This is a genomic window from Dongia mobilis, assembly GCF_004363235.1.
Lineage (GTDB): Bacteria > Pseudomonadota > Alphaproteobacteria > Dongiales > Dongiaceae > Dongia > Dongia mobilis.
In genome coordinates, this window is record NZ_SNYW01000014.1 from 102,431 (window position 1) to 123,458 (window position 21,028).

General features: G+C 64.7%; 21 protein-coding genes. 2 read left to right on the forward strand and 19 right to left on the reverse strand.

From position 1 onward, the window contains the following. On the reverse strand, window positions 1–1,428 hold the full coding sequence (locus tag A8950_RS18675) for an ABC transporter permease (protein WP_133615202.1): 1,428 nt from the start codon (window positions 1,426–1,428) through the stop codon (window positions 1–3). Further along, window positions 1,425–2,399, reverse strand: coding sequence for an ABC transporter ATP-binding protein (locus A8950_RS18680; RefSeq protein WP_166645277.1), 975 nt, complete (start codon window positions 2,397–2,399; stop codon window positions 1,425–1,427). Before A8950_RS18680 ends, A8950_RS18675 begins: the two co-directional genes overlap by 4 nt. Before the next feature lie 286 nt (window positions 2,400–2,685). Here A8950_RS18680 and gltA point away from each other — a divergent pair, with 286 nt between their 5' ends. Further along, entirely contained in the window at window positions 2,686–4,080 is a 1,395-nt protein-coding gene (gene gltA, locus A8950_RS18685) for a citrate synthase (RefSeq protein WP_133615204.1), read from the forward strand. 96 nt (window positions 4,081–4,176) lie between these two features. Continuing rightward, window positions 4,177–4,788 (forward strand): dimethylsulfonioproprionate lyase family protein, encoded by a 612-nt coding sequence (locus A8950_RS18690; protein WP_133615205.1) that lies wholly within the window; start codon window positions 4,177–4,179, stop codon window positions 4,786–4,788. Window positions 4,789–4,813: 25 nt separating this feature from the next. On the opposite strand, the gene gloA is transcribed toward A8950_RS18690, so the two are convergent. The 17 genes from gloA to A8950_RS18775 all read right to left on the reverse strand — a co-directional run bounded on the left by gloA (window position 4,814) and on the right by A8950_RS18775 (window position 20,707). Next, entirely contained in the window at window positions 4,814–5,203 is a 390-nt protein-coding gene (gene gloA / locus A8950_RS18695; protein WP_133615206.1) for a lactoylglutathione lyase, read from the reverse strand. Window positions 5,204–5,240: 37 nt separating this feature from the next. After that, complete coding sequence (glmM, locus tag A8950_RS18700) at window positions 5,241–6,593, reverse strand: phosphoglucosamine mutase (RefSeq protein WP_133615207.1); 1,353 nt, start codon at window positions 6,591–6,593, stop codon at window positions 5,241–5,243. A 32-nt stretch (window positions 6,594–6,625) separates the two neighbouring features. Beyond that, window positions 6,626–7,675 (reverse strand): dihydropteroate synthase, encoded by a 1,050-nt coding sequence (folP, locus tag A8950_RS18705; protein WP_243735708.1) that lies wholly within the window; start codon window positions 7,673–7,675, stop codon window positions 6,626–6,628. A gap of 71 nt (window positions 7,676–7,746) precedes the next feature. Then, window positions 7,747–9,642, reverse strand: a complete 1,896-nt coding sequence (gene ftsH, locus A8950_RS18710) for an ATP-dependent zinc metalloprotease FtsH (protein ID WP_133615326.1) — start codon at window positions 9,640–9,642, stop codon at window positions 7,747–7,749. A gap of 119 nt (window positions 9,643–9,761) precedes the next feature. Then, window positions 9,762–11,075, reverse strand: coding sequence for a tRNA lysidine(34) synthetase TilS (gene tilS, locus A8950_RS18715; protein ID WP_133615208.1), 1,314 nt, complete (start codon window positions 11,073–11,075; stop codon window positions 9,762–9,764). A 33-nt stretch (window positions 11,076–11,108) separates the two neighbouring features. Further along, complete coding sequence (ybgF, locus tag A8950_RS18720; protein ID WP_133615209.1) at window positions 11,109–12,116, reverse strand: tol-pal system protein YbgF; 1,008 nt, start codon at window positions 12,114–12,116, stop codon at window positions 11,109–11,111. 199 nt (window positions 12,117–12,315) lie between these two features. Further along, window positions 12,316–12,828, reverse strand: coding sequence for a peptidoglycan-associated lipoprotein Pal (gene pal / locus A8950_RS18725; RefSeq protein ID WP_133615210.1), 513 nt, complete (start codon window positions 12,826–12,828; stop codon window positions 12,316–12,318). Window positions 12,829–13,002: 174 nt separating this feature from the next. Next, window positions 13,003–13,509, reverse strand: coding sequence for a peptidoglycan-associated lipoprotein Pal (gene pal / locus A8950_RS18730; RefSeq protein WP_133615211.1), 507 nt, complete (start codon window positions 13,507–13,509; stop codon window positions 13,003–13,005). Window positions 13,510–13,670: 161 nt separating this feature from the next. Further along, entirely contained in the window at window positions 13,671–14,996 is a 1,326-nt protein-coding gene (tolB, locus tag A8950_RS18735; RefSeq protein WP_133615212.1) for a Tol-Pal system beta propeller repeat protein TolB, read from the reverse strand. A gap of 101 nt (window positions 14,997–15,097) precedes the next feature. Then, on the reverse strand, window positions 15,098–16,009 hold the full coding sequence (locus A8950_RS18740; protein WP_133615213.1) for a hypothetical protein: 912 nt from the start codon (window positions 16,007–16,009) through the stop codon (window positions 15,098–15,100). Window positions 16,010–16,011: 2 nt separating this feature from the next. Next, a complete protein-coding gene (locus A8950_RS18745; RefSeq protein ID WP_133615214.1) occupies window positions 16,012–16,491 on the reverse strand; it encodes an ExbD/TolR family protein in 480 nt (159 codons plus the stop codon). Continuing rightward, entirely contained in the window at window positions 16,491–17,279 is a 789-nt protein-coding gene (gene tolQ, locus A8950_RS18750) for a protein TolQ (protein WP_133615215.1), read from the reverse strand. The genes A8950_RS18745 and tolQ overlap by 1 nt, the downstream gene beginning before the upstream one ends. A 9-nt stretch (window positions 17,280–17,288) precedes the next feature. Further along, entirely contained in the window at window positions 17,289–17,732 is a 444-nt protein-coding gene (gene ybgC / locus A8950_RS18755; RefSeq protein WP_133615216.1) for a tol-pal system-associated acyl-CoA thioesterase, read from the reverse strand. Further along, window positions 17,732–18,796 carry a Holliday junction branch migration DNA helicase RuvB gene (gene ruvB / locus A8950_RS18760; RefSeq protein ID WP_208109935.1) on the reverse strand — a complete coding sequence of 355 codons (1,065 nt, stop codon included), beginning with the start codon at window positions 18,794–18,796 and terminating at the stop codon, window positions 17,732–17,734. The genes ybgC and ruvB overlap by 1 nt, the downstream gene beginning before the upstream one ends. After that, window positions 18,793–19,401, reverse strand: a complete 609-nt coding sequence (gene ruvA / locus A8950_RS18765) for a Holliday junction branch migration protein RuvA (protein WP_133615217.1) — start codon at window positions 19,399–19,401, stop codon at window positions 18,793–18,795. The genes ruvB and ruvA overlap by 4 nt, the downstream gene beginning before the upstream one ends. After that, a complete protein-coding gene (ruvC, locus tag A8950_RS18770) occupies window positions 19,398–19,913 on the reverse strand; it encodes a crossover junction endodeoxyribonuclease RuvC (protein ID WP_133615218.1) in 516 nt (171 codons plus the stop codon). Before ruvC ends, ruvA begins: the two co-directional genes overlap by 4 nt. A gap of 44 nt (window positions 19,914–19,957) precedes the next feature. Next, complete coding sequence (locus A8950_RS18775; RefSeq protein WP_133615219.1) at window positions 19,958–20,707, reverse strand: YebC/PmpR family DNA-binding transcriptional regulator; 750 nt, start codon at window positions 20,705–20,707, stop codon at window positions 19,958–19,960. Window positions 20,708–21,028 lie beyond the last annotated feature (321 nt).

Below are 21,028 nucleotides of genomic sequence, written 5' to 3' on the forward strand. Positions count from 1 at the left end.
TTACGCCGTCTCCGCCCCAACTTGCGGCAGGCCCGACGCGCCATGTCCTGTTGCCTGGCGCCAGAAATGCCGCACGGCGAAGGCCGCCACGGCGACCTGGAGCATGATCGGGGCAAAATTGAGCCAGGCATTGTCACCCGCCACCGGCAGAACCAGGGTGATGTAGTCGAGATAGCCGCCGAAGGTGAGAATGACGGCTAGTGGCCAGTAGACCAGGGCGAGATAGACAAGCCAGGTCATGTCCGCGCGATGGCGCCAGGGCCCGAAGCTGAGACAAAGCAGGACGAGGAGATCGCGCAGCACAAAAAGCGCCAGCAGAACTCCCGAATGCGCCAGATTCTCGAAGGACAGGAAGATGTCGAAGCGCAGCATGGCGTAGAGCAACCCGCGCGGCAGGCCGTCCTGCGGCATGGTCAGGATGGTCGTCACCATCACCGCGCAATAGGCCAGGAAGACGACATAGCCGGACAGCCACCAAGGAGTCTCGGCGAGACCGCGCCGCAGATCGCACTGCGCCAGCGCGATCAGGCCGGAGCGGTAGCGGATCGGGTCGCGCGGATCGGCCAGGGCGGCGGCATAGACGATCAGCATCAGGATGAGCGGTACCGAAACGATCCCGACGAGATCGCTGCTGCCGGGCCAGAGCGCCACGCGCTCCGCCGCAAAAATGGCGAAGGCCAGGAACAGCAGCCAGACCCAGGGCCAGGCCCGGTATTGCAGTTCGTTGCGCATCAGCCGATAGGCCGCGATGATCGCCCAGAGGAAGAGGAAGCTGCCAAGAATGGCCCCGATCAGCGGCCAGGTGGCTTCGCTCTCGCCGATGCGGCCGATGCGGGGCGCCACGTCGACCTGCTCCAGCAGGCGCACCGATTCTACCCCGCTGACGACGACATAGACGAAGAAGCCGATGGTCTGCGCCAGGGTGATGGTCAGGCGCCGATAGAATACCGTCTTGCGCATCAAAAGCAGCACGATGGCGAAGGCCGTGGTATGTGCGAGTGCCGCGCCGATCAGGGCCAGATAGACCCCGAGCCAGAAGTTCCCGGCGCGGCCAGGCGGAAAATCGAGTTGTTGGCCGGCCAGCACATAGGCGAGGATCGCAAGTACACCGCAATACCAGACGAAAGCGGTACCGCCCACCAGCTTGCCCCAGACCATCGACCATGCCGAGAGGCCGGACATGCGCTGCATTTCCCAGGTGCCGGTTCCCACTTCCTCGGCCAGCGAATCCGCGGCGCGGCGCGGCCCCCACATGCCGAAGATGACCAGAATGGCAAGATTGGCCCCGAAAAGAACTCGGGCAAAACCGCCGAAGGCATAGAGCGCATAGGCAATAGTAACGCCGACGACCAAGGCGCCGGCGAGACGCTGCCAGCCGCATTGCAGCCACAGGTTCCGGCGGAGTTCTGGGTTGAGTTCCGGCATCATGTTCCGGCCTCGCCGTTTTCCGGCCCGGTCAGCAGGCCGGGCCTTGCTGGCGGCCGGTCGCGCATGCGCTCAAGATAGATATCCTGCAGGCTGCGCCGCTCCGGTGCAAAACAGGTCAGCCCCAATCCCTCTGCCGCAAGCCTGGCGAGGATAGCGGCCCGGATCGCGGGATCGTCCGTCAAACGCACCAGCGCCTCGTCCGATCCGCAGGTTATCACTTCTAGTTCCGTTATGGCTGACAGGCGTCGGCGCAGGTCCGGGATGTTCGCCGCGAATCCAAGGCGGATGTCACGCGAGGCACCGCCCTCGGCGGCGATACGTTCCAGCGAGGCATGCTCCACCACCCGGCCGGCCTTCAGCATCAGGATATGGGTCGAATAATCCTGCAATTCGGCGAGGATATGCGAGGAGACAAGGATGGTCATCCCCTCGCCCGCCAACTGCCGCAAGACGGCGGAGAGGCCAATCCGCGCCGCCGGGTCGAGGCCGGAAGCCGGCTCGTCCAGCATCAGGAAGGCAGGATCGTGCAGGATAGCCTGGGCTATGGCGAGGCGCTGGCGAAGCCCGCGCGACAGCGTCCCGGCCCGCTGGTCGATACGGTCGGCGATCTCGAGCCGGGCAGCCGCCATCGCGACGATCGCCGCCCTTTCGGTCCGGGCGATGCCCTGGGCCGCGGCCCGGTAGTCGAGGCATTGCGCCACGGTCAGTTCGTCATAAAGGCCATAGAAATCCGGCAGAAAGCCCATGCGCCGATGCGCTGCGCGCGGATTGTCGTGAACGTTCGCGCCGGCGAGCAGGACCCTTCCGGCGAAGGGTCGCTCGAGGGCGGCGCAGACGCGCATCAACGTGGATTTGCCGGCGCCATTCGGGCCCACCAATGCCGTGATGCTTCCCGCCTCGACCTCGAAGGAGACATCGTCCAGGGCTCGATGGCCGGGATAATCGTAGATCAGATTCTCTACCCTCAGCATGGCGCCAGTGTCGCGGCTTTGCGCCGCGAATGGAAGCCCCACTCTCGCCAGTAACCCATTGTTTTTCAGAGGATATGGTACGGGGCGCAACAATCGCGACAAGGCCATTCTCGCCAGATGACAGATACGTCACCATCCGTTAACCTTACCCCATTAGCATGTGCAGCAACGGGGGCCCGGCAGTCGCCCTGTCGCCCGCGGTAGGAGACTTGCCTGTGGCATTCGGCGGTTCGGCCGTGTCGTCGCGCATCTGCATCGAATATTCGGTTTGAAAAGGGGAAGCACAATGGCTGGGAAGACCACAAAGAAGAAGGCCGCCAAGGCAAATGCGAAAGCCGGCGTCTCAAAGACCAAGAACAGCGGAATCCTGCCGGCAGCGCCCAAGCCCTATGCCGCCGCATCGGTCGTCGACAGCCGCACCGGAAAGAAGTTCGAACTGCCGATCCTGAAAGGGACGGTCGGTCCCGACGTCGTCGACATCCGCAAGCTCTATGGCGAACACGGCCTGTTCACCTATGACCCCGGCTATGGCTCAACCGGCTCGACCCAGTCGGCCATCACCTATATCGATGGCGACGAAGGCATCCTGACCCACCGCGGCTATCGCATCGAGGATCTGGCCGAGCACAGCGACTTCATGGAAGTCTGCTATCTGCTGCTGGAAGGCGAACTGCCGAACGCCAAGCAGAAGGCGGAGTTCGAGAAGAACATCACCTATCATACAATGCTGCACGAGCAGATCACGCGCTTCTATTCCGGCTTCCGCCGCGACGCGCATCCGATGGCGGTGATGGTAGCAGTGGCGGGCGCGCTCTCCGCCTTCTATCACGACAGCACCGACATTCATGACCCGCGCCAACGCACCATCGCCTCGCACCGCCTGATCGCGAAGATGCCGACGATCGCTGCCATGGCCTACAAGTATTCGGTCGGCCAGCCCTTCGTCTATCCGCAGAACAAGCTGTCCTATGCCGAGAACTTCCTCAACATGACCTTCGCGGTGCCGGCCGAGGATTACAAGGTCGACCCCGTCGTGGCAAAGGCCATGGACAAGATCTTCATCCTGCACGCCGACCACGAGCAGAACGCGTCCACGTCGACCGTGCGCATGGCTGGGTCATCCGGCGCCAATCCCTTCGCCTGCATTGCCGCCGGTATCGCCTGCCTTTGGGGTCCCGCCCATGGCGGCGCCAACGAGGCGGTCCTCAAGATGCTGCACGAGATCGGCTCGACCGCGAACATCAAGGAATACATCGCCAAGGTGAAGTCGAAGCAGGACAACACCCGACTGATGGGCTTCGGCCACCGCGTCTACAAGAATTACGACCCGCGTGCCTCGGTGATGCGTAAATCCTGCCACGAGGTGCTGGACGCGCTCGGCATGCGCAACGACCCGCTGCTGAAGCTGGCCATGGAGCTTGAGAAGATCGCGCTCAATGACGAGTACTTCATCTCGCACAAGCTCTATCCGAACGTCGACTTCTATTCCGGCATCATTCTGCAGGCGATCGGCTTCCCGACCTCGATGTTCACCGTGCTGTTCGCCCTGGCCCGCACCGTGGGCTGGGTGGCGCAGTGGAAGGAGATGATCGAGGATCCCAGCCAGCGCATTGGCCGCCCGCGCCAGCTCTATACCGGCTATGGCGAACGGCCCTATGTGCCGATGAACAAGCGCAAATAGGCCGAGCCGGCACTATTCCGAAAAGGGCGATGGCCGGGCTGCCGCCGGCCATCGCCACTTTCCGACACGAATTACTCCTGGCCGACGGATCGTTGCGTGAGTCAATACTTCATCGCCATCGCCCGGGCGCTGTACGACTTCACCTCGCGCCAGAAATCCGCCGATGGCGAGCTCGACTCTGCCATCCGGCACATGGCCCGATCGGCGCTGGAGGCAAGGCCCAATCCGGCCTATACGCCCACTGTCCCCTTGCGCACCTACAACCACCTTCTCGAGCCCGCGCTCGATCTGGCCGAGGATTTTGTGCTGGCAGATGTGGCGCGCGCCACGCGCCCCGTGATGGGCGCACTGCCCTGGCACTACAATTATCCCGCCCATGACGGCGATCAGGACCTCGGCGCGAACATTGCCTTTGCCGAATTCGCCGGCCCGATGGGGCCGCTGCAGACCGCACACGCACGGCTCGGCTTTACGCTGATCGGGCCGGACACCTTCTATCCGATGCACGCGCACCCGGCCGTCGAGCTCTACCTGGTCGTGTCGGGTCATGCGACCTGGCAGGTTCCGGGCGAAGCGCGCGTGGTTCCGCCGGGCGGCTTTGTGCTGCACCGGTCTGGCCAGCCCCATGCCATGCAGACCCATAGCGAGCCATTGCTGGCAGTCTATGCGTGGCAGGGGGATCTCGACGCGCCGTCGGTCTATCTCTAGACCTTTCCGTGCCGGCGGAGGGCCGCTATTTCTGGATCAGCTCGATCTTGTAGCCGTCCGGATCCTCGATGAAGGCGATGACCGAGCCGCCATGGGCCATTGGACCGGCCGGGCGCGGAATTTTGACGCCTTCCTTGGCGAGGCGCTCGCAGGTGCCATAGATGTCATCGACGCCGATCGCGAGGTGGCCGAACGCCGTGCCGATCTCGTATGGCTCCTCGCGGCCCCAGTTATGGGTCAGCTCTATCACCGCATTGTCGTCCTCGCCGCCATAGCCGACGAAAGCCAGGGTGAACTTGCCGGTCGGATAATCCTTCCTGCGCAGCAGCTGCATGCCGAGCTGGCGCGTATAGAAATCGATCGACTTGTCCATGTCCATGACGCGGATCATGGTATGCAGCAGGCGATTGGGCATTCTCTCTTCCTCTTTCCTGGGCTTGGCGGCAGAACCGTCAGCGGGCGACCGCCTCGACGGCAGCCACGATGTCGTCTACGACGCGGGCGACCAGAGCCTCATCCTCGCCTTCGGCCATGACTCGGATGAGCGGCTCGGTGCCGGACTTGCGGATCAGCAGGCGACCGCAGCCATCGAGCGCGGCCTCGCCCGCCGCGATGGCTGCCTTGACCGATTGCTGGTCGAGCGGCGGTTGCGTACCCGCGCCGAAGCGCACGTTCTTCAGCATTTGCGGCAGTGGCGCAAAGGCGCGCCCGGCTTCGCTGGCGGCACGCCCGGACTTCCTCAGTACGGCCAAGACCTGCAGGGCGGCGATAAGCCCGTCGCCGGTAGTCGCGAAATCGCTGAGCACGATATGGCCGGATTGCTCGCCCCCCAGATTGAGGCCGAAGCGGCGCATCGCCTCGACCACATAGCGGTCGCCGACCGGGGTGCGATAGAGGGCGATGCCGAGACCCTGCAGGTAGCGTTCCAGCCCGAGGTTTGACATGACGGTGGCCGCGATACCGCCGCCTGCAAGCCGTTCGGTCGCCCGCCAATCGGCCGCGATCAGCGCCATCAATTGGTCGCCGTCGATGACGGCACCGGTCTCGTCGGCGACGATCACCCGGTCGGCGTCGCCATCGAGGGCGATGCCGAGATCAGCCTTTTCGCGGATCACGGTCTGGCACAGCTTTTCGGTATGAACCGCCCCGCAGCCGGCATTGATATTGGTGCCATTGGGTTCATTCGCGATCGCCACCACCTCGGCACCCAATTCCCAGAGGACGGTGGGGGCCACCTTATAGGCGGCGCCGTGCGCACAATCGATGACGACCTTGAGGCCCTCCAGGCTGAGCCCCTTGGGGAAGCTGGCCTTGACGAATTCCATATACCGGCCGGGCGCATCATCGATGCGCTTGGCGCGGCCGAGTTGGGCGGATGGCGCCAGGTTCTGCACCTCGTCCGCCGCCATGCGCGCCTCGATCTCGGCCTCGATCTCGTCCGAGAGCTTGTAGCCATCGGGGCCGAACAGCTTGATGCCGTTGTCCTCATAGGGATTGTGGGAGGCCGAGATCATGACGCCGATATCGGCGCGCATCGAGCGGGTCAGCATGGCGACCGCGGGGGTCGGCAGGGGCCCCAGCAGCATCACGTCCATGCCCATGGAGAGGAAGCCGGACGTGAGGGCCGTTTCCAGCATGTAGCCGGAAAGGCGGGTGTCCTTGCCGATGATGACGCGATGCCGATGGCGCCCGCGCCGGAAATGCGCGCCGGCGGCCAGCGCCAGCTTCAGCGCGGTCATCGCCGTGATGGGCTCGGCATTGGCGAGCCCGCGCACACCATCGGTACCGAAGAATTTGCGGGTCATCTGGGAATTTGCCTCATGATCTGGCGCGTACTCTAAGCCCCGGCGCCGGCCAGCGCCAGAACCATAGCGCGGGCCTGGAAGGTCGCCGCGACATCATGCACCCGGACAATCTGGACGCCCCGGTCCAGGGCCAGTGCGGCAATCGCAACCGACCCTCCCAGCCTCTCCTTCGGCGCCTCGCCCCGCGACAGGCGACCGATGAAACTCTTGCGGGAGACGCCCAGGGTGAGCGGACAGCCGAATCCGTGAAAGGCGGCAAGCTCGTTCAGGATCAGCAGGTTGTGCGGATCCTTCTTGCCAAAGCCGATGCCGGGGTCGAGCGACACCCGCGCGCGGTCGACACCCAGCGCCTCAAGCCGGGCGATCCGCGCCGCGAAATAGTCGATGAGGTCCAGCGTCGCATCGGCATAGACCGGATCGGCCTGCATGGTCCGCGGCTCGCCCTGCATGTGCATCAGGATGATGGCGGCGCCGGAACGGGCAGCGACCGCCTCCGCCGCGGGATCGCCGGTAAGGGCCGTCACGTCATTGATGATGCGCGCGCCTGCCTCGACCGCCGCCGCCATGACCGCGGCATGGCGCGTATCGACCGAGACGCAATGGCCTCGTTCCGCCAGCGCCCGGATCACCGGGATGACGCGGTTCAGTTCCTCCTCGACCGTCACCGGGGCAGCGCCCGGCCGGGTCGATTCCCCGCCGATATCGAGGATGTCGGCGCCGGCTGCGGCAAGGGCAACGCCCCGGGCGATCGCCGCCGCGGGGTCAGCATAGTCGCCGCCATCCGAGAAGCTGTCCGGCGTCACATTGACGATGCCCATGATGCGCGGCATGCCGAGGTCTAGGCCCGCCCATTGGGCGCGCGGGCGCAGAAAGCCAGCCAGGAGGTCGGCAGAATGACGTTCGATCTCGGTCAGCGAGGCTGCCTCGCGCACGCCCTGCCCGGCTCCATCACGACGCACGATTTCCCCGCCGCCGAAGGCGACCGGCCCGCCGGCCAGCGGCAGCGCAGTCCCAGCCGCGATCGCCCGCGCGGCGGCGGCCCCGGTCAGCATTCCCGTTGGAACGAGATAATCTGCGGACACGTCTTTCCCTCAATGCAGAAGCCCCGCCGGTCAAGCGGGGCTTCGCGTTGCGTCACGGCAGGCTGGCCCGATCAGGTACCCGGCTGCGGCTTCGGATCGAGCGGCCGCACCACGGTGCTGGTCGGGATCGGCGAGCGCGGCTTGGCGGGAGCCGCGGCGCCGCCACCCTGGCCCGTATCCCGGCGGATGTCCTCGCCCTTCATCAGGGCGCGTACTTCTTCGCCGCTCAGGGTTTCGAACTCGACCAGGGCCTTCGCTACCTTGTGCAGTGCTTCGAGATTGGCGGTGAGGATGTCGCGGCACTTGCCTTCGCCCGCCTCGACGATGCGGCGGACTTCCTGGTCAATCAGTTTGCTGGTTTCGTCGGACATGTTCTTGCGCTGCTGCCCGATCTGGTAGCCGAGGAACACGTCCTGATCGTTGTCTGTGTACCGCAGCGGGCCCAGCCTGTCGCTCATGCCGAATTCGGTCACCATGCGCCGCGCCATCTCGGTCGCCTGCTGGATGTCGTTGGACGCACCGGAATTCAGGTGCTCCTCGCCATAGATCAACTGCTCTGCAATGCGGCCGCCAAAGCAGATCGCGATGCGGCTTTCCAGCCAGCGCTTGGAGATGCTGTAGCGATCCTTCTCCGGCAGCGACATGGTCAGGCCCAGGGCGCGACCGCGCGGGATGATCGTCACCTTGTGGAGCGGGTCGGCCTCCGGCACTTCCAGATTGACGATGGCATGCCCGGCCTCGTGATAGGCCGTCGCGAGCTTTTCCTCCGGCGTCATGACCATCGAGCGGCGCTCGGAACCCATCATCACCTTGTCCTTCGCCTGCTCGAAATCGGACATGGTGACGACGCGCTTGCCGAACCTGGCCGCCATCAGCGCCGCCTCGTTGACGAGGTTGGCGAGATCGGCGCCAGAGAAGCCGGGCGTTCCGCGCGCAATCACGCGGGCGTCGACATCGGGGCCCAGCGGGACCTTGCGCATATGGACCTTGAGGATCTGCTCGCGGCCGTTGATATCCGGATTCGGCACGGTGATCTGGCGGTCGAAGCGGCCCGGGCGCAGCAGCGCCGGGTCCAGCACGTCCGGCCGGTTGGTGGCGGCGATGATGATGACGCCCTCATTGGCGTCGAAGCCGTCCATCTCGACCAGCATCTGGTTGAGAGTCTGCTCGCGCTCGTCATTGCCACCGCCGAGGCCGGCACCGCGATGGCGGCCGACCGCGTCGATTTCGTCGATGAAGATGATGCAGGGGGCATTCTTCTTGCCCTGCTCGAACATGTCGCGGACGCGGGATGCGCCGACGCCGACGAACATCTCGACGAAGTCGGAACCGGAAATGGTGAAGAACGGCACGTTGGCCTCACCGGCGATGGCGCGGGCGAGCAGCGTCTTGCCGGTACCCGGAGGACCGACCAGGAGGCAGCCCTTCGGGATCTTGCCACCCAGGCGCTGGAACTTCTGCGGGTCCTTCAGGAACTCGACGATCTCCTCGAGTTCGCCCTTGGCCTCCTCGATGCCGGCGACGTCGTCGAAGGTGACGCGACCGGTGCGCTCGGTCAGAAGCTTGGCGCGCGACTTGCCGAAACCCATGGCCTTGCCGCCCTGGCCCTGCATCTGGCGCATGAAGAAGATCCAGATGCCGACGATGATGATGAGCGGTGCCCAGCTGATCAGGATCTGCATCAACGGGCTGGTGCCGTCCTCCAGCGGGCCGGCCTTGATCTCAACGCCCTTGGCAGACAGCGTCTCGACCAGCTTGGGGTCCTCGGGCGCATAGGTGGTGAATTGCTGTCCGCTGGCATGGCCCGTGATCTCGGGGCCGCGGATGGTAACGTCGCTGACCGCACCCTCGTTGACCTTGGCCAGGAACTGGGAGTAGCTGAGCTGCGCGTAGCCGCTGCGCTGTGAATCACCCTCGAACATCTTGAAGAGAGCGATCAGCAGCAGGCCGATCGCCACCCAGATCATCAGGTTCTTACCCCAGTTCACAATCTTAATCCCTATCCCGTGGCGATCTGGCAACGGCACCCCGGCTCAAGCCATAGGCCGACCGCTGTCCACGACAGTTAAATAGTGTGAGGCACGATTTACGCAACTGTAAAGCCGATTGATGTCGCCGAATTATACGGGTCGAATCGGCAATTCAGTTCATTCCGGCAGCCAACGGGGTCATATCCGGTAAACGGGACCAGGATGAGGCGACCTGTCGCATCCCTGAAAACCGGCAGCGACGGGCGCGCCAGGGCTGGAATCGGCCCCAGAAACTGGCTGGATTCCGGGGTTTTTTCCAGTTCGCGCAGGCCTCGCTCGCCCAATTGCCCGATCTCAAGCGGAAAGCCGGCGGGACCTCCGGCGCCGCAGGTCACCCGGAAGCGGCGATCCCACATGAAGGAGCCCGGCCCCTCGACGATCCCGGCCGCCGCGCCGGTTTCGCGGCAGATGAGGAGTCGCTGCCGCCAGAGCCCGAAGAGACATCCGGCGAGCGACCGCACCCCTTTTCCGGCCAGGGCGACCGTCATGTCGCGGCGCAGCGCTGCCCGGGCCGGACGGTAGGAGCCGCCACCCACCATCATGAGAACCTGACCAAGGGCCCATTCAGCAACCTCCACCGCCGCTGCCCGGATCGGCACCGGATCGAGCAGCACATATCCGGCGGGCGCAATTTCCGCCGCGCACATGAGCAGATCTGCCGCCGCAAATTCAAGCCTCCGACGCCGCTCACCGGCCGTCTGAATGTCGGCCCCATCCGGCAACCGGCCCATCAGCCCGCTGCGCCAGCGGACGCGCTCGAAGCGCAGGGACCGGTTGCTGGGATCCTCGATCCAGTCCTGGCCGATCCGGTCCAGATAGGCGGCGATCGAGGCGCGGCAGAAGCCGAGCATCGGCCGCAGCAGCCGGATGCCGTGACGCACGGTGATGGCACTCATGCCGGCGAGTCCCGGGCCCGGCGGCTCGTCCTTCCCTGCCCGCGCCTGCCGCATGGCGACGGTCTCGCGCTGGTCGTCGGCCTGGTGCGCCAGGGCAAGGTGCAGCACGTCGGCCCGGCGACACCAATCCGTCAACAATTCGTACCGCATTTGCCGCGCGGCGGCCTGCAGCCCCGATTGCGGCTTCTCCCCCAGCCAGGTGAGAATTACCGCCGACGCGCCGATCCCGCGCGCCCAGCCGGCGACCTTTTGCGCCTCCGCGCCCGATTCCGGGCGCAGGCCGTGATCGACCGTGACAGCAGTCAGATGCCCCCCTCGCGCGCGGCACCAGGCGGTCAGCAGATGCATCAATGCTAGGGAATCCGGCCCGCCGGAGACCGCCACCGCGATATGCGGGCGCGCCTCGAACGGCCCCAGGCAATCCATCACCCGGGCAAAGCCGGCATCCGACAATTCTGCCGGCGACTCGCTCAATGAAGGTGGACGGGACTTATCCCCAAGTCAGGCTCACTTGCACTCGTAGCGCTGCTTGGCCCGCTGGGCGCGGTCCTTGATCGCCTGGGAGGCGTCGGGGAACCGCTTGTCCAACTGCGCGAAGGCCGTGCAGGCGTCCTGCTTGCGGCCGGTCTGGCCGAGCGACATGCCGAGTTTGAGGAGGTTGTCCGGTGCCTTGCTGCTTTGCGGATATTTCTGGAAGCCGGCCGCAAAGGCGACAGCCGCATTCTTAAAATCGCTGCGCACGTAATAGGTCTCGCCCAGCCAGTACTGCGCATTGCCAGCCAGCGGATCGCCGGGATACTGCTCGACAAAGGATTTGAGCGCGATCTCGGCCTCGGCATAGGCCCCGCGCTGGAGCAGGCCGGTGGCGTAATTGTACTGCTCCTGCGGCGTATTGCCGGGCAGCACCACGGTAGCAGCCGCGGCACTGGCGGCCTGCTCGGCGGCACCAGCCGGCGCCTGCGGCAGGTTCTGCATCTGCTCGGCGCTTAAAGTGCCAAGGACGCCGGGCTGGGTCGGCGCGGGCGGCGCCGCGGTCGCTTCCGTCCCCATCCCGCTGGTGGGCGCGGCTCCGGCGGTGGCTGCCCCCGCCTCGCCTGTTGCCATCGCGTCGGCGCCCATCGGCATGCCGGCAGCGCGGCTTTCCAGTTCGCTCAGGCGGAATTCGGTATCCTTCTGCATGCGCTCGATCTTCTGGGCGAGATCGTTAAGCTGCAATTCGACCCGTTCGATCTGGCCGACCACTTGCGCGATGCGCTGGTCGAATTGCTGGAAGCGGACCTCGTTCTGCGCCGCTACGGTACCGCCGGCGGCTACCCCGGTCTGGGCCCCGCCCTGCGGGATCTGGTTTTGCAGGAACAGCATCTGCTGCTTGAGGCGTTCCACCTCGGCGCGCAGATCGTCGACCTCGTCCGCCTGCACCGACCCAACACCGGCCATTGCCAGGACAGCGACGACCAGCGAGGCGCGGAGAACCCCCTTCATGTGTCGTCCCAGCATCAGAGCATGCATACCCATCGGATGATCACCTTCCCGTCCCGTGCAGCAGGGTCCCAAGCCCGATGCTGCGGGCGGAAACCGGCAGAAATATGGCGTGCGCCGGCCTTGCGGACGACCTCCGGCATCACGAATTGGCGAGCCGACAATGCCAAAGGGACTCGGTCGGATGCAAGTTGGCGCCGGGGCCGGCCAGGCCGCCCCCGGTGCCATCCGGCATCTAGGGGTTGAGGGCACTGACACCGCGCCGGTTCTGCGCCCAGCAGGCCTCCGCCGCCTCGCTGCACAGGGGCCTTTCCCTGCCAAAGGAGAGTGTGCTTAGACGGCCCGGAATCACGCCCAGGGCGGCGAGATAGCCGGCGATCGCATTGGCCCGGCGTTCGCCGAGCCCCAGATTGTATTCGCGCGTCCCGCGCTCGTCGGCATGGCCCTCGATGGTCAACGTATATGTCGGGTTCCGGGCCAGCCATTGCGCCTGGCGCTGCAAGACGGCCTCGGCGGTGGCCGTCAAGACCGATGAATTGGTCTCGAAATAGACGGTGTTGCCGATCGTTCCATTGAACTCGGCCAGCGGGTCGACGGTCATCGCGGTCGGGCTGCCATCGATAACTGGCGGAATCTCGGGCGGGGTCGTGGCGGTGTCGGCAACCTGCCTGCCCTGGCAGGCGGCGAGCAGCAGAACCATGGGCAAGACCGACCGGGCAAAAGTCCGGCGGCCGCGCTTCTTCATCATGGGTGTCCCCTATTCAAGGTTGAATTTTCCAACCGGGAGACACTCGACGGCAAAATGGGCCGGATTGCGGCGGAAGTGGCGCGAGATCACGAAAAAGTGATCGTGCGCAAAACGAAACGCCGGCCCGGGTTGCCCCGGGCCGGCGTCCAATTCACCAACCTGGAAGGCGGCGAATTACTGGTTGATCGCGCTCACGCCGCGACGGTTCTGCGACCAGCAGGACTCGTCGGACTGCACGCAGAGCGGACGCTCCTTGCCGTAGGAGATCACGCTGAGGCGGTTCGAGTTGACGCCGAGCGCAACCAGGTAGTTGGCGACCGCATTGGCGCGGCGCTCACCCAAGGCGAGGTTGTACTCGCGGGTGCCGCGCTCGTCGCAATGGCCCTCGATGGTGAGGGTCGCGGCCGGGAACTGCTGCAGCCAGGCGCCCTGGCGCTGCAACTGGCTCTGGGCCTCCGAGGTCAGGCTGTAGCTGTCATAGTCGAAATAGACAGTGTTGCCGACTTCGGCGTCGAACTGCTCCTTGGAGCCCGGCGCATATTGGGTAATGCCCGAGCTGTCCGTGGTACCCGCCGTCTGGGCACCTGAACCGGCGCCGCCGGCATCGTTAACGGGAACGTCGGAGGAGCAGGCTGCCAGGAGAGCGGCCGCAGCAAAGGCCGACAGGATCGAAAGACGCATTTCTAAGTTTCCTCTGTGTCCATCTTTGACTTCGCGTACCGCCCTGCCTGCACCCCCCGGTTGCAAGACATGAACGGCCCGAAGCCGAGAATTTTCCGCGCTGAATCAATCTATTCCATGGTCAAGCTGACCTAGGAAACGGGGCGGAACATAATCCATTCTCAGTTCTGTAGCAAGGGCGACCAGGCCGGATCCGAACCATCCAGCGGCGTTTTCATGACGCGCTCATTGAAGCCGGTCAGGTCGATGCTGTGGAGCTGGGTCTTGCCGCTCTGCTCCTGCTTGAAGAAGGCGAGGACGCGCCCATTGGGCGCCCAGGTCGGCCCCTCGATCAGCCAGCCCTGGGAGAGCATCCGCTCGCCCGAGCCGTCCGGGCGCATGACACCGATATAGAAGCTGCCCTGAAAGATACGGGTAAAGGCAATGAGATCGCCGCGCGGCGACCAGACCGGGGTGCCGTAATTGCCCTGGCCCTTGCTGATGCGGCGCGGGTTGGAGCCGTCCGCATTCATCACATAGATCTGCTGCGAGCCGCCGCGATCGCTCTCGAAGGTGATCTGCGACCCGTCCGGGGAATAGCTGGGCGCCGTATCGATGCCCGGCGAATTGGTGATGCGCTGGCTGCTGCGGGTGGCGAGATTCATCACATAGATGTCGGTGTTGCCGCTCTGCGCCATGCTCATGATCACCCGACTGCCATCCGGCGAAAAACGCGGGGCGAAGGTCATGCCCGGGAAATCGCCCAGGATCTCCTGCTGGCCGGTATCGAGGCTGAACAGATAGACCCGCGGCTTGTTGCCGTAATAGGACATATAGGTGATTTCCTGCTTCGACGGCGAGAAGCGCGGGGTCAGCACCAGGGACGAGCCGTCGGTCAGGTTCTTATGGTTTTCGCCGTCCTGGTCCATGATGGCGAGGCGCTTGATGCGCTGCTGCTTGGGCCCGGTCTCGGACACGTAGACGATGCGCGAATCGAAATACCCTTCCTCGCCCGTGATACGCTTGTAGATCTCGTCGGCGATCTTGTGGGCGACCCGGCGCCAGTTGGTGGCGACCGCGTTGTAGCGGAAGCCGGTCATCTGCTGCTCGCCGAAGACGTCGAACAGGCGGAACTCGACCGAGATCTGGCCGCTGGACTGGGTCGTCACGTTGCCGGAGACCAGCGCCTCGGCATTGATCAGGCGCCAGTCCTGATAGCGCGGCCCCTGCTGCAACGAGGCTGAATCCTGGATAAAGGCGCGTTTGTCGATGGGGGCAAAGAGGCCCGAACGCTCGAGATCGGCCGCCACCACCATGGCGATGTCCCGGGCCACCTGGCCATCGGCCGGCGAGGCGCCGAAGAAATCCGGGACCGCGATCGGCATGGGGGTCGGCTGCTTGCCGGGCTGGATGATGATCCTCGGCTCGGCCGATGCCGTCATCGGCAGCATCAGGACTACGAGCAGAACACTCAGTCCCCGAATCGCCAGCCTCATAGCTTGCGTCATTGCTCTTGCCTCACTTCGCTTGGCTATTGCGCATATCTGTACAAATCACAGCAGGAACCGGCGATTCTGTCCATCGCCTGACGATGTCGGCTGCGGTTCGCTCAAAAGCCGGCATAACGGGGATCGCAACCGAACTGAATGACCGGCTGCTCCTTGCCGGGCGGGAACTGTACACGTTCCGTGATCATGAAAGCGCGCCGGCAGGATTCCGCCACCATCCGGTAGCGCGGATCGGACATGCGGCCCGGCTCCATGAATTCCACACCGAGAACCCTACCGGCCCCGTCGAACTTCACCCTGACCCAAGCAAGATATTGCGATGGGTCCGGCAGCGAACCAATGTCCACCGACCAGTTTTTGCCGATTTGGGCGCCGATATTGTCGGCATCCATCGCACTCAGCGGCACGACCGAGAGCTCCGCCGTCTGCGGTCCGGTGGTCGGCTCGGCCGGCTCCGGCCTGGCCTGGTTCTTAGGCTTCTCCGGAGTAGGTTCCGCCGCCGGTTCGTCCAGAACGGTGTTCAACAATGCGGCAAGCGGATCCGGCTCTTCTTTGGGCTGTTCCTTGGGTTTATCTTTGGGCTTTTCCTTTGGCTTTTCTTCTGCCTTGGGTTTTTCCGGCTCTTTTTCCTTCGGTTTTTCTTCTTCCTTAGGTTTTTCCTTGTCCGGCAACGCGACCACTTTTTCCTCGGGTGGTGGCGGGGGCGGCGTCACGGAGGCGGTCTGCTTCGGTTTTTCCGGTGCCGGTGCCGTTTCCTTCTTCTTGGTCTGCTCGGCCTGCTGCTGCTTCGGTTTTTCCGTCGGCTTGCCCGCCTTGTCGACCTTCGGCGCCGCGGTGATGTCGGAAACGAGGGCCGCCTCGATCCCCATCGGCGCCACGATGATTTCATCCTCGAAGATGTTGGGGACGCCGAAATAGACCACCAGAAGCAAGGCAATGTGGAATACCACCGAGGCCATCAGGCCCTGGTTAAGCTCCGGTTCCCAGCCCAGCTTTTCCTCAAGAAAACTCATGCCTAGTTCGCATCCTGCGCCGGCTCGCCCGTGGCCGCACCGTCCTTGGTATCGGTGACGATGCCGACCTTGGTGAATCCATTAGCCTGCAATTCCGCCAAAACTTGGGCAATGCCGTCCCAATTGGCCTGGGCGTCGCCGCGGACATAGATGGTGGTGTCCGGCTTGTTCGACGTAATGGCAACGAGGCGCGGACCCAATTCCTCGATATTGATCTGGGTCTCCTGCAGGAAGACGACATTGTCGCTCCGCACGGTGACCACCAGCGGTTCTTCCGGGTTCGGCATCGCCTCGGCACTGGTCTTGGGCAGCTCAACCTCGACACCGACCGTCAGCAGCGGCGCCGTCACCATGAAGATGATGAGCAGCACCAGCATGACGTCGACCATCGGCGTCACGTTGATCTCGGACATCGGCGTGAATTTGCGCCGGGCCGAATGCCCGCGGGACGGGCTGCCGCCGCCGCCGAGCTTGATCGCCATCAGTGCTTCTCCTCAAGCTGGCGCGAGAGGATTGCGCCGAACTCGCCGGCAAAGGCCTCCAGGCGGTTGCCGTAGCGGTTGATGTCGCCGGAAAGCTTGTTATAGGCCAGCACCGCCGGGATGGCGGCGACGAGACCAAGGGCCGTCGCGAACAGCGCCTCGGCAATGCCCGGCGCCACGACCGCGAGCGTCGTGTTCTTCGAACCGGCAATGGCAGCAAAGCTGTTCATGATGCCCCAGACCGTGCCGAAAAGGCCGATGAAGGGGGCAGCCGATCCGACCGAGGCGAGAAAGCCCATATAGCGCTCGATCTGGTCCATCTCGCGGCCCAGCGTGATGTTCATGACGCGCTCGATGCGGTCCTGCAGGTTCTCGCGCAGATGCTCGGAGGCGAGCAGCCCCTTGGCGGCCGAGCGGCGCCATTCGCGCATGGCGGCGACGAAGATCGAGGACATCGGGTCGGCCGGCCGATTGCTGATGCGGTCGTAGAGGTCCTCCAGCGAACCGCCGGACCAGAACGCTTCCTCGAACTGGCGGGCCTGCTCGCGCAGGCGGCGGATGCGGATGATCTTGTCGAAGATGATCGCCCAGGACCAGATCGAGGCCAGGATCAGGAAGATCATGACTGATTTGACGATCCAGTCGGCCTGCAGGAACAGGCCCCAGACCGAGAGGTCATGCGCGACGCTGGGCAGGCCGACGGCGCCCTGGGCGGCGGCTTGCACACCTTCGAGGGCAGCGCCATCGACGGCTTCAACGGGTACGGCTGGCGGGGTTTGCGGATCCATGGGGTGTCTTCACTTCCGTAGGGCTGGGTCGGTTGAGAGAACGCTGCGCAGGGCCGCGGGCAGCCGGACCGGCCGCCCGTCGCGGCCCACGCAGGCAATGGTGACATCGACGCGGCAGAGTTCATCGCCGCCGCGCCGGATGGATTGGGCAAGATCGATGGTGGCGGCACCGAGGCCGCCGATCCGCGTCGAAACGCTGAGCTGGTCATCGAGTTTCGCGGGCTTCAGATACTCGGCCGAACAGCGCCGCACAGCGAGGATGATGGCGTCCTGCTCCAGCATCGCCGTGTGATGGAAGCCCGCTTCGCGCAGCATCTCGGTCCGCGCCCGCTCGGCAAATTTCAGATAGTTGGCGTAATAGACGATGCCGCCGGCATCGGTGTCCTCGTAATAGACACGGATGGGGAAAATGTGCGCTGGCTCGGGCTGCGGCTTCAGGGCGGTGAGGGTCATCACGCCTCCTCCCCCACATTCGGTCCCAGCAGATCGGCCTGCGCAGCGTTTGAAGAGGGCGTCAGCCCCAGATGCTTGTAGCCATTCAGGGTCAGCATGCGGCCGCGCGGCGTCCGCTGCAGCAGGCCCTGCTGGATCAGATAGGGCTCGATCGCATCCTCGATCGTGTCGCGCTGTTCCGAGAGAGCGGCCGCCATGGTCTCCACGCCGACCGGCCCGCCGTCGTAATTCTCGGCGATGCAGGTGAGATAGCGCCGGTCCATGGCATCAAGGCCCAACTGGTCCACCTCCAGTCGGTTGAGCGCCTGGTCGGCAAGCTTGGCGTCCACCCTGCCCGCCTTGGCGACCGCCGCAAAATCGCGCACGCGCCGCAGCAGGCGGCCGGCGACGCGCGGCGTTCCCCGCGCGCGCCGCGCGATCTCGAGGGCGCCGCTGTCGGCAAGATCAAGGCCGAGGACACGGGCGCCACGCCGCACGATCAGTTCCAGCTCGGCATGGGTATAGAAATTGAGCCGCTGCGGAATGCCGAAACGCTCGCGCAGCGGCGTCGTGATCATGCCGAGGCGGGTGGTGGCGCCGACCAGGGTAAAGCGCGGCAGGTCGATCCGCACCGAGCGCGCCGCCGGCCCCTCGCCGATGATGAGGTCGAGGTGGAAATCCTCCATTGCCGGATAAAGGATCTCCTCGACCGCCGGCGACAGGCGGTGGATCTCGTCGATAAAAAGCACGTCGCGCGGCTGCAGGTTGGTCAGCAGGGCGGCAAGATCGCCAGCCCGCGCGATGACCGGACCGGAGGTCGCCCGGAAGCCGACGCCAAGCTCGCGCGCCACGATCTGCGACAGGGTCGTCTTGCCGAGGCCGGGCGGGCCATAGAACAGGACATGGTCGAGGGCCTCGCCGCGCGCCTTCGCCGCCTCGATGAAGACGCCGAGATTCTCGCGCAGCTTCGCCTGGCCGATGAATTCGGTGAGGGCCAGCGGCCGCAGGCTCTGCTCGCCACTGTCCTCCGGCGCCTGTTCGGCGGCGATCATGCGCGGTCCGGTCATGCTTTCGGGCGAGCTCATTGCGCCAGTTCCTTGAGCCCGTGCACGATGAGGTCATTGAGCGCCGCATCGGCACCCTGCTTCTGCATCACTCGGGTGACGGCACCATAGGCCTCGGCGCGGCGATAGCCCAGATTGACCAGCGCCGACACCGCGTCATTCATCGGCCCGTCTGCCGCCGCCGGTGCGGCGCCCGCGACAGGGGCCGAGATGCCGAGCGAGATGCCGCCCACCTTGTCCTTCATTTCGGCAACGACGCGCTGCGCAAGTTTGGGGCCAACGCCATTGGCGCGCGCCACCGCCGCCTTGTCCTGGGCAGCGACCGCACGGGCAAGTTCATCCGGCGCCAGCACCGAGAGGATGCTCAGCGCCACCCTGGCACCGACACCCTGGACATTGAGCAGCGCGCGGAACCAGTCACGCTCGGTCGCATCGGCGAAACCATAGAGCGAGATCGCATCCTCGCGCACATGGGTGTCGATCAGCAGGCTGGCCGCACTGCCGCGATTGCCGAGGCGTGCCAGGGTCTTGCCGCTCGCAAAGACGACATAGCCGACACCGCCCACATCGATAATCGCATGGTCGCCGGCAATGCTGTCGACCTGGCCGGTAAGCTTCCCAATCACCGGGCGACCTCGCGGAAATCCCGGGCGCCCCATTTGCCGAGCGTGCCCATGTGATGGGCATGGCAGATGGCAACCGCCAGCGCGTCGGCGGCGTCGCTGCTCTTCTGGTCGCGCGCCGGCGGCAGCAGCATGCCGACCATCATCTTGATCTGCTCCTTGTCGGCGTGCCCGGCCCCCACCACGGATTTCTTGACGAGGTTGGTGGGATACTCCGCCACACGCAGCTTGTAGAGCGCCGGCACCAGCAGGGATACGCCGCGGGCGAGGCCCAGTTTCAGGGTCGAACTCGGGTTCTTGTTGACGAAGGTCTCTTCGACCGCGGCTTCGTCCGGCTGGTGGGCGTCGATCACGTCGCGCAATCCGTCATGGATCTCCACCAGGCGCATGGCGAGGTCGAGTTTGGCATTGGAATGCACCACGCCGGCCGCGACAAAAGTCAGGCGCGAACCGACGGCATCAATGACGCCCCAACCGGTATGCTGCAGACCGGGATCCAGTCCGAGAATTCGCATGCCGCCAATGGTCGTAATGGCTGGGCTCCTTCCGGTGGCGGCTGTCAGGCCGTCAACTTGGCCAGTATTTCGTCCGACACTTCGACATTGGTGCTGACGGTCTGGACGTCGTCATTATCCTCCAGCACGTCGATCAGCTTGAACAGGCTCTCCGCGGTGTCGGCATCCACCGGCGCCGTGGTCACGGGGCGCCACTGCAGCCGCGATTCCCGCGCCGCACCGAATTTCCCCTCGAGCACGTCGCGCACTGCCGAGAAATCGCCCGGGGCACAGGTGACCTCATGGGCCTCGGCATCGGATTCGACGTTGTCCGCACCGGCTTCCAGCGCCGCCTCGAACATGGCATCGGCGCCGGCCGCCTTGGTTTCGTAACGGATGACACCCTTGCGCTCGAACATGAAGGCGACCGAGTTGGTCTCGCCCAGATTGCCACCCGCCTTGCCGAAGGCAGCTCGCACTTCGGACGCCGTACGATTGCGATTGTCGGTCAGGGCCTCGACGATGATGGCAACGCCGCCGGGGCCGTAACCCTCGTAGCGCACTTCCTCATAAGCCGTGTTGTCCTCGCCGCCGGCGCCGCGCTTGATGGCGCGTTCCATCGTGTCCTTCGGCATGTTGGCTTCGCGTGCGGCGATCATGGCGGCGCGCAGGCGCGGATTGGCATCCGGGTCTGCCGAGCCCATTTTTGCCGCCACGGTCAACTCGCGGATGATCTTGGTAAAGACCTTGGCGCGCTTCGCATCCTGCGCACCCTTGCGGTACATGATATTCTTGAATTGGGAATGGCCAGCCATCGGGTCTGTTCCTGAACGCAAAACCTAGTAGAATCTAACGGCCAATCCTTACCATATATTGGGGCCGATGGCGTCCAACGGCGGACCCTAGACCGCGAATATGGCAGGATTTTGACGCCTTTTAGCACATCTTCCCGCGCTGCCAAGCCCGCCGCCTGACCGACTTGTCCCGGCCCGCAAGCTACACTCGGCTGTATTGCTTGAAGATAATTCTGAAGCGTCGGTCGGAAATTCACTTCTTCTTTACGCTCCGCAACGTATAAAGTTTAGCAATTCCTTCCGATTCGGGGCAAAAACCCACGAAAAGCCCAAGAATTCGGG

Coding starts and splice junctions, on each gene's coding strand:
- A8950_RS18675 (WP_133615202.1), bottom strand. CDS start 1,428: ATGATGCCGGAACTCAACCCAGAACTCCGCCGGAACCTGTGGCTGCAA.
- A8950_RS18680 (WP_166645277.1), bottom strand. CDS start 2,399: ATGCTGAGGGTAGAGAATCTGATCTACGATTATCCCGGCCATCGAGCC.
- gltA (WP_133615204.1), top strand. CDS start 2,686: ATGGCTGGGAAGACCACAAAGAAGAAGGCCGCCAAGGCAAATGCGAAA.
- gloA (WP_133615206.1), bottom strand. CDS start 5,203: ATGCCCAATCGCCTGCTGCATACCATGATCCGCGTCATGGACATGGAC.
- glmM (WP_133615207.1), bottom strand. CDS start 6,593: ATGACCCGCAAATTCTTCGGTACCGATGGTGTGCGCGGGCTCGCCAAT.
- ftsH (WP_133615326.1), bottom strand. CDS start 9,642: ATGATCTGGGTGGCGATCGGCCTGCTGCTGATCGCTCTCTTCAAGATG.
- ybgF (WP_133615209.1), bottom strand. CDS start 12,116: ATGGGTATGCATGCTCTGATGCTGGGACGACACATGAAGGGGGTTCTC.
- pal (WP_133615210.1), bottom strand. CDS start 12,828: ATGATGAAGAAGCGCGGCCGCCGGACTTTTGCCCGGTCGGTCTTGCCC.
- pal (WP_133615211.1), bottom strand. CDS start 13,509: ATGCGTCTTTCGATCCTGTCGGCCTTTGCTGCGGCCGCTCTCCTGGCA.
- tolB (WP_133615212.1), bottom strand. CDS start 14,996: ATGACGCAAGCTATGAGGCTGGCGATTCGGGGACTGAGTGTTCTGCTC.
- A8950_RS18740 (WP_133615213.1), bottom strand. CDS start 16,009: ATGAGTTTTCTTGAGGAAAAGCTGGGCTGGGAACCGGAGCTTAACCAG.
- A8950_RS18745 (WP_133615214.1), bottom strand. CDS start 16,491: ATGGCGATCAAGCTCGGCGGCGGCGGCAGCCCGTCCCGCGGGCATTCG.
- tolQ (WP_133615215.1), bottom strand. CDS start 17,279: ATGGATCCGCAAACCCCGCCAGCCGTACCCGTTGAAGCCGTCGATGGC.
- ybgC (WP_133615216.1), bottom strand. CDS start 17,732: ATGACCCTCACCGCCCTGAAGCCGCAGCCCGAGCCAGCGCACATTTTC.
- ruvB (WP_208109935.1), bottom strand. CDS start 18,796: ATGAGCTCGCCCGAAAGCATGACCGGACCGCGCATGATCGCCGCCGAA.
- ruvC (WP_133615218.1), bottom strand. CDS start 19,913: ATGCGAATTCTCGGACTGGATCCCGGTCTGCAGCATACCGGTTGGGGC.
- A8950_RS18775 (WP_133615219.1), bottom strand. CDS start 20,707: ATGGCTGGCCATTCCCAATTCAAGAATATCATGTACCGCAAGGGTGCG.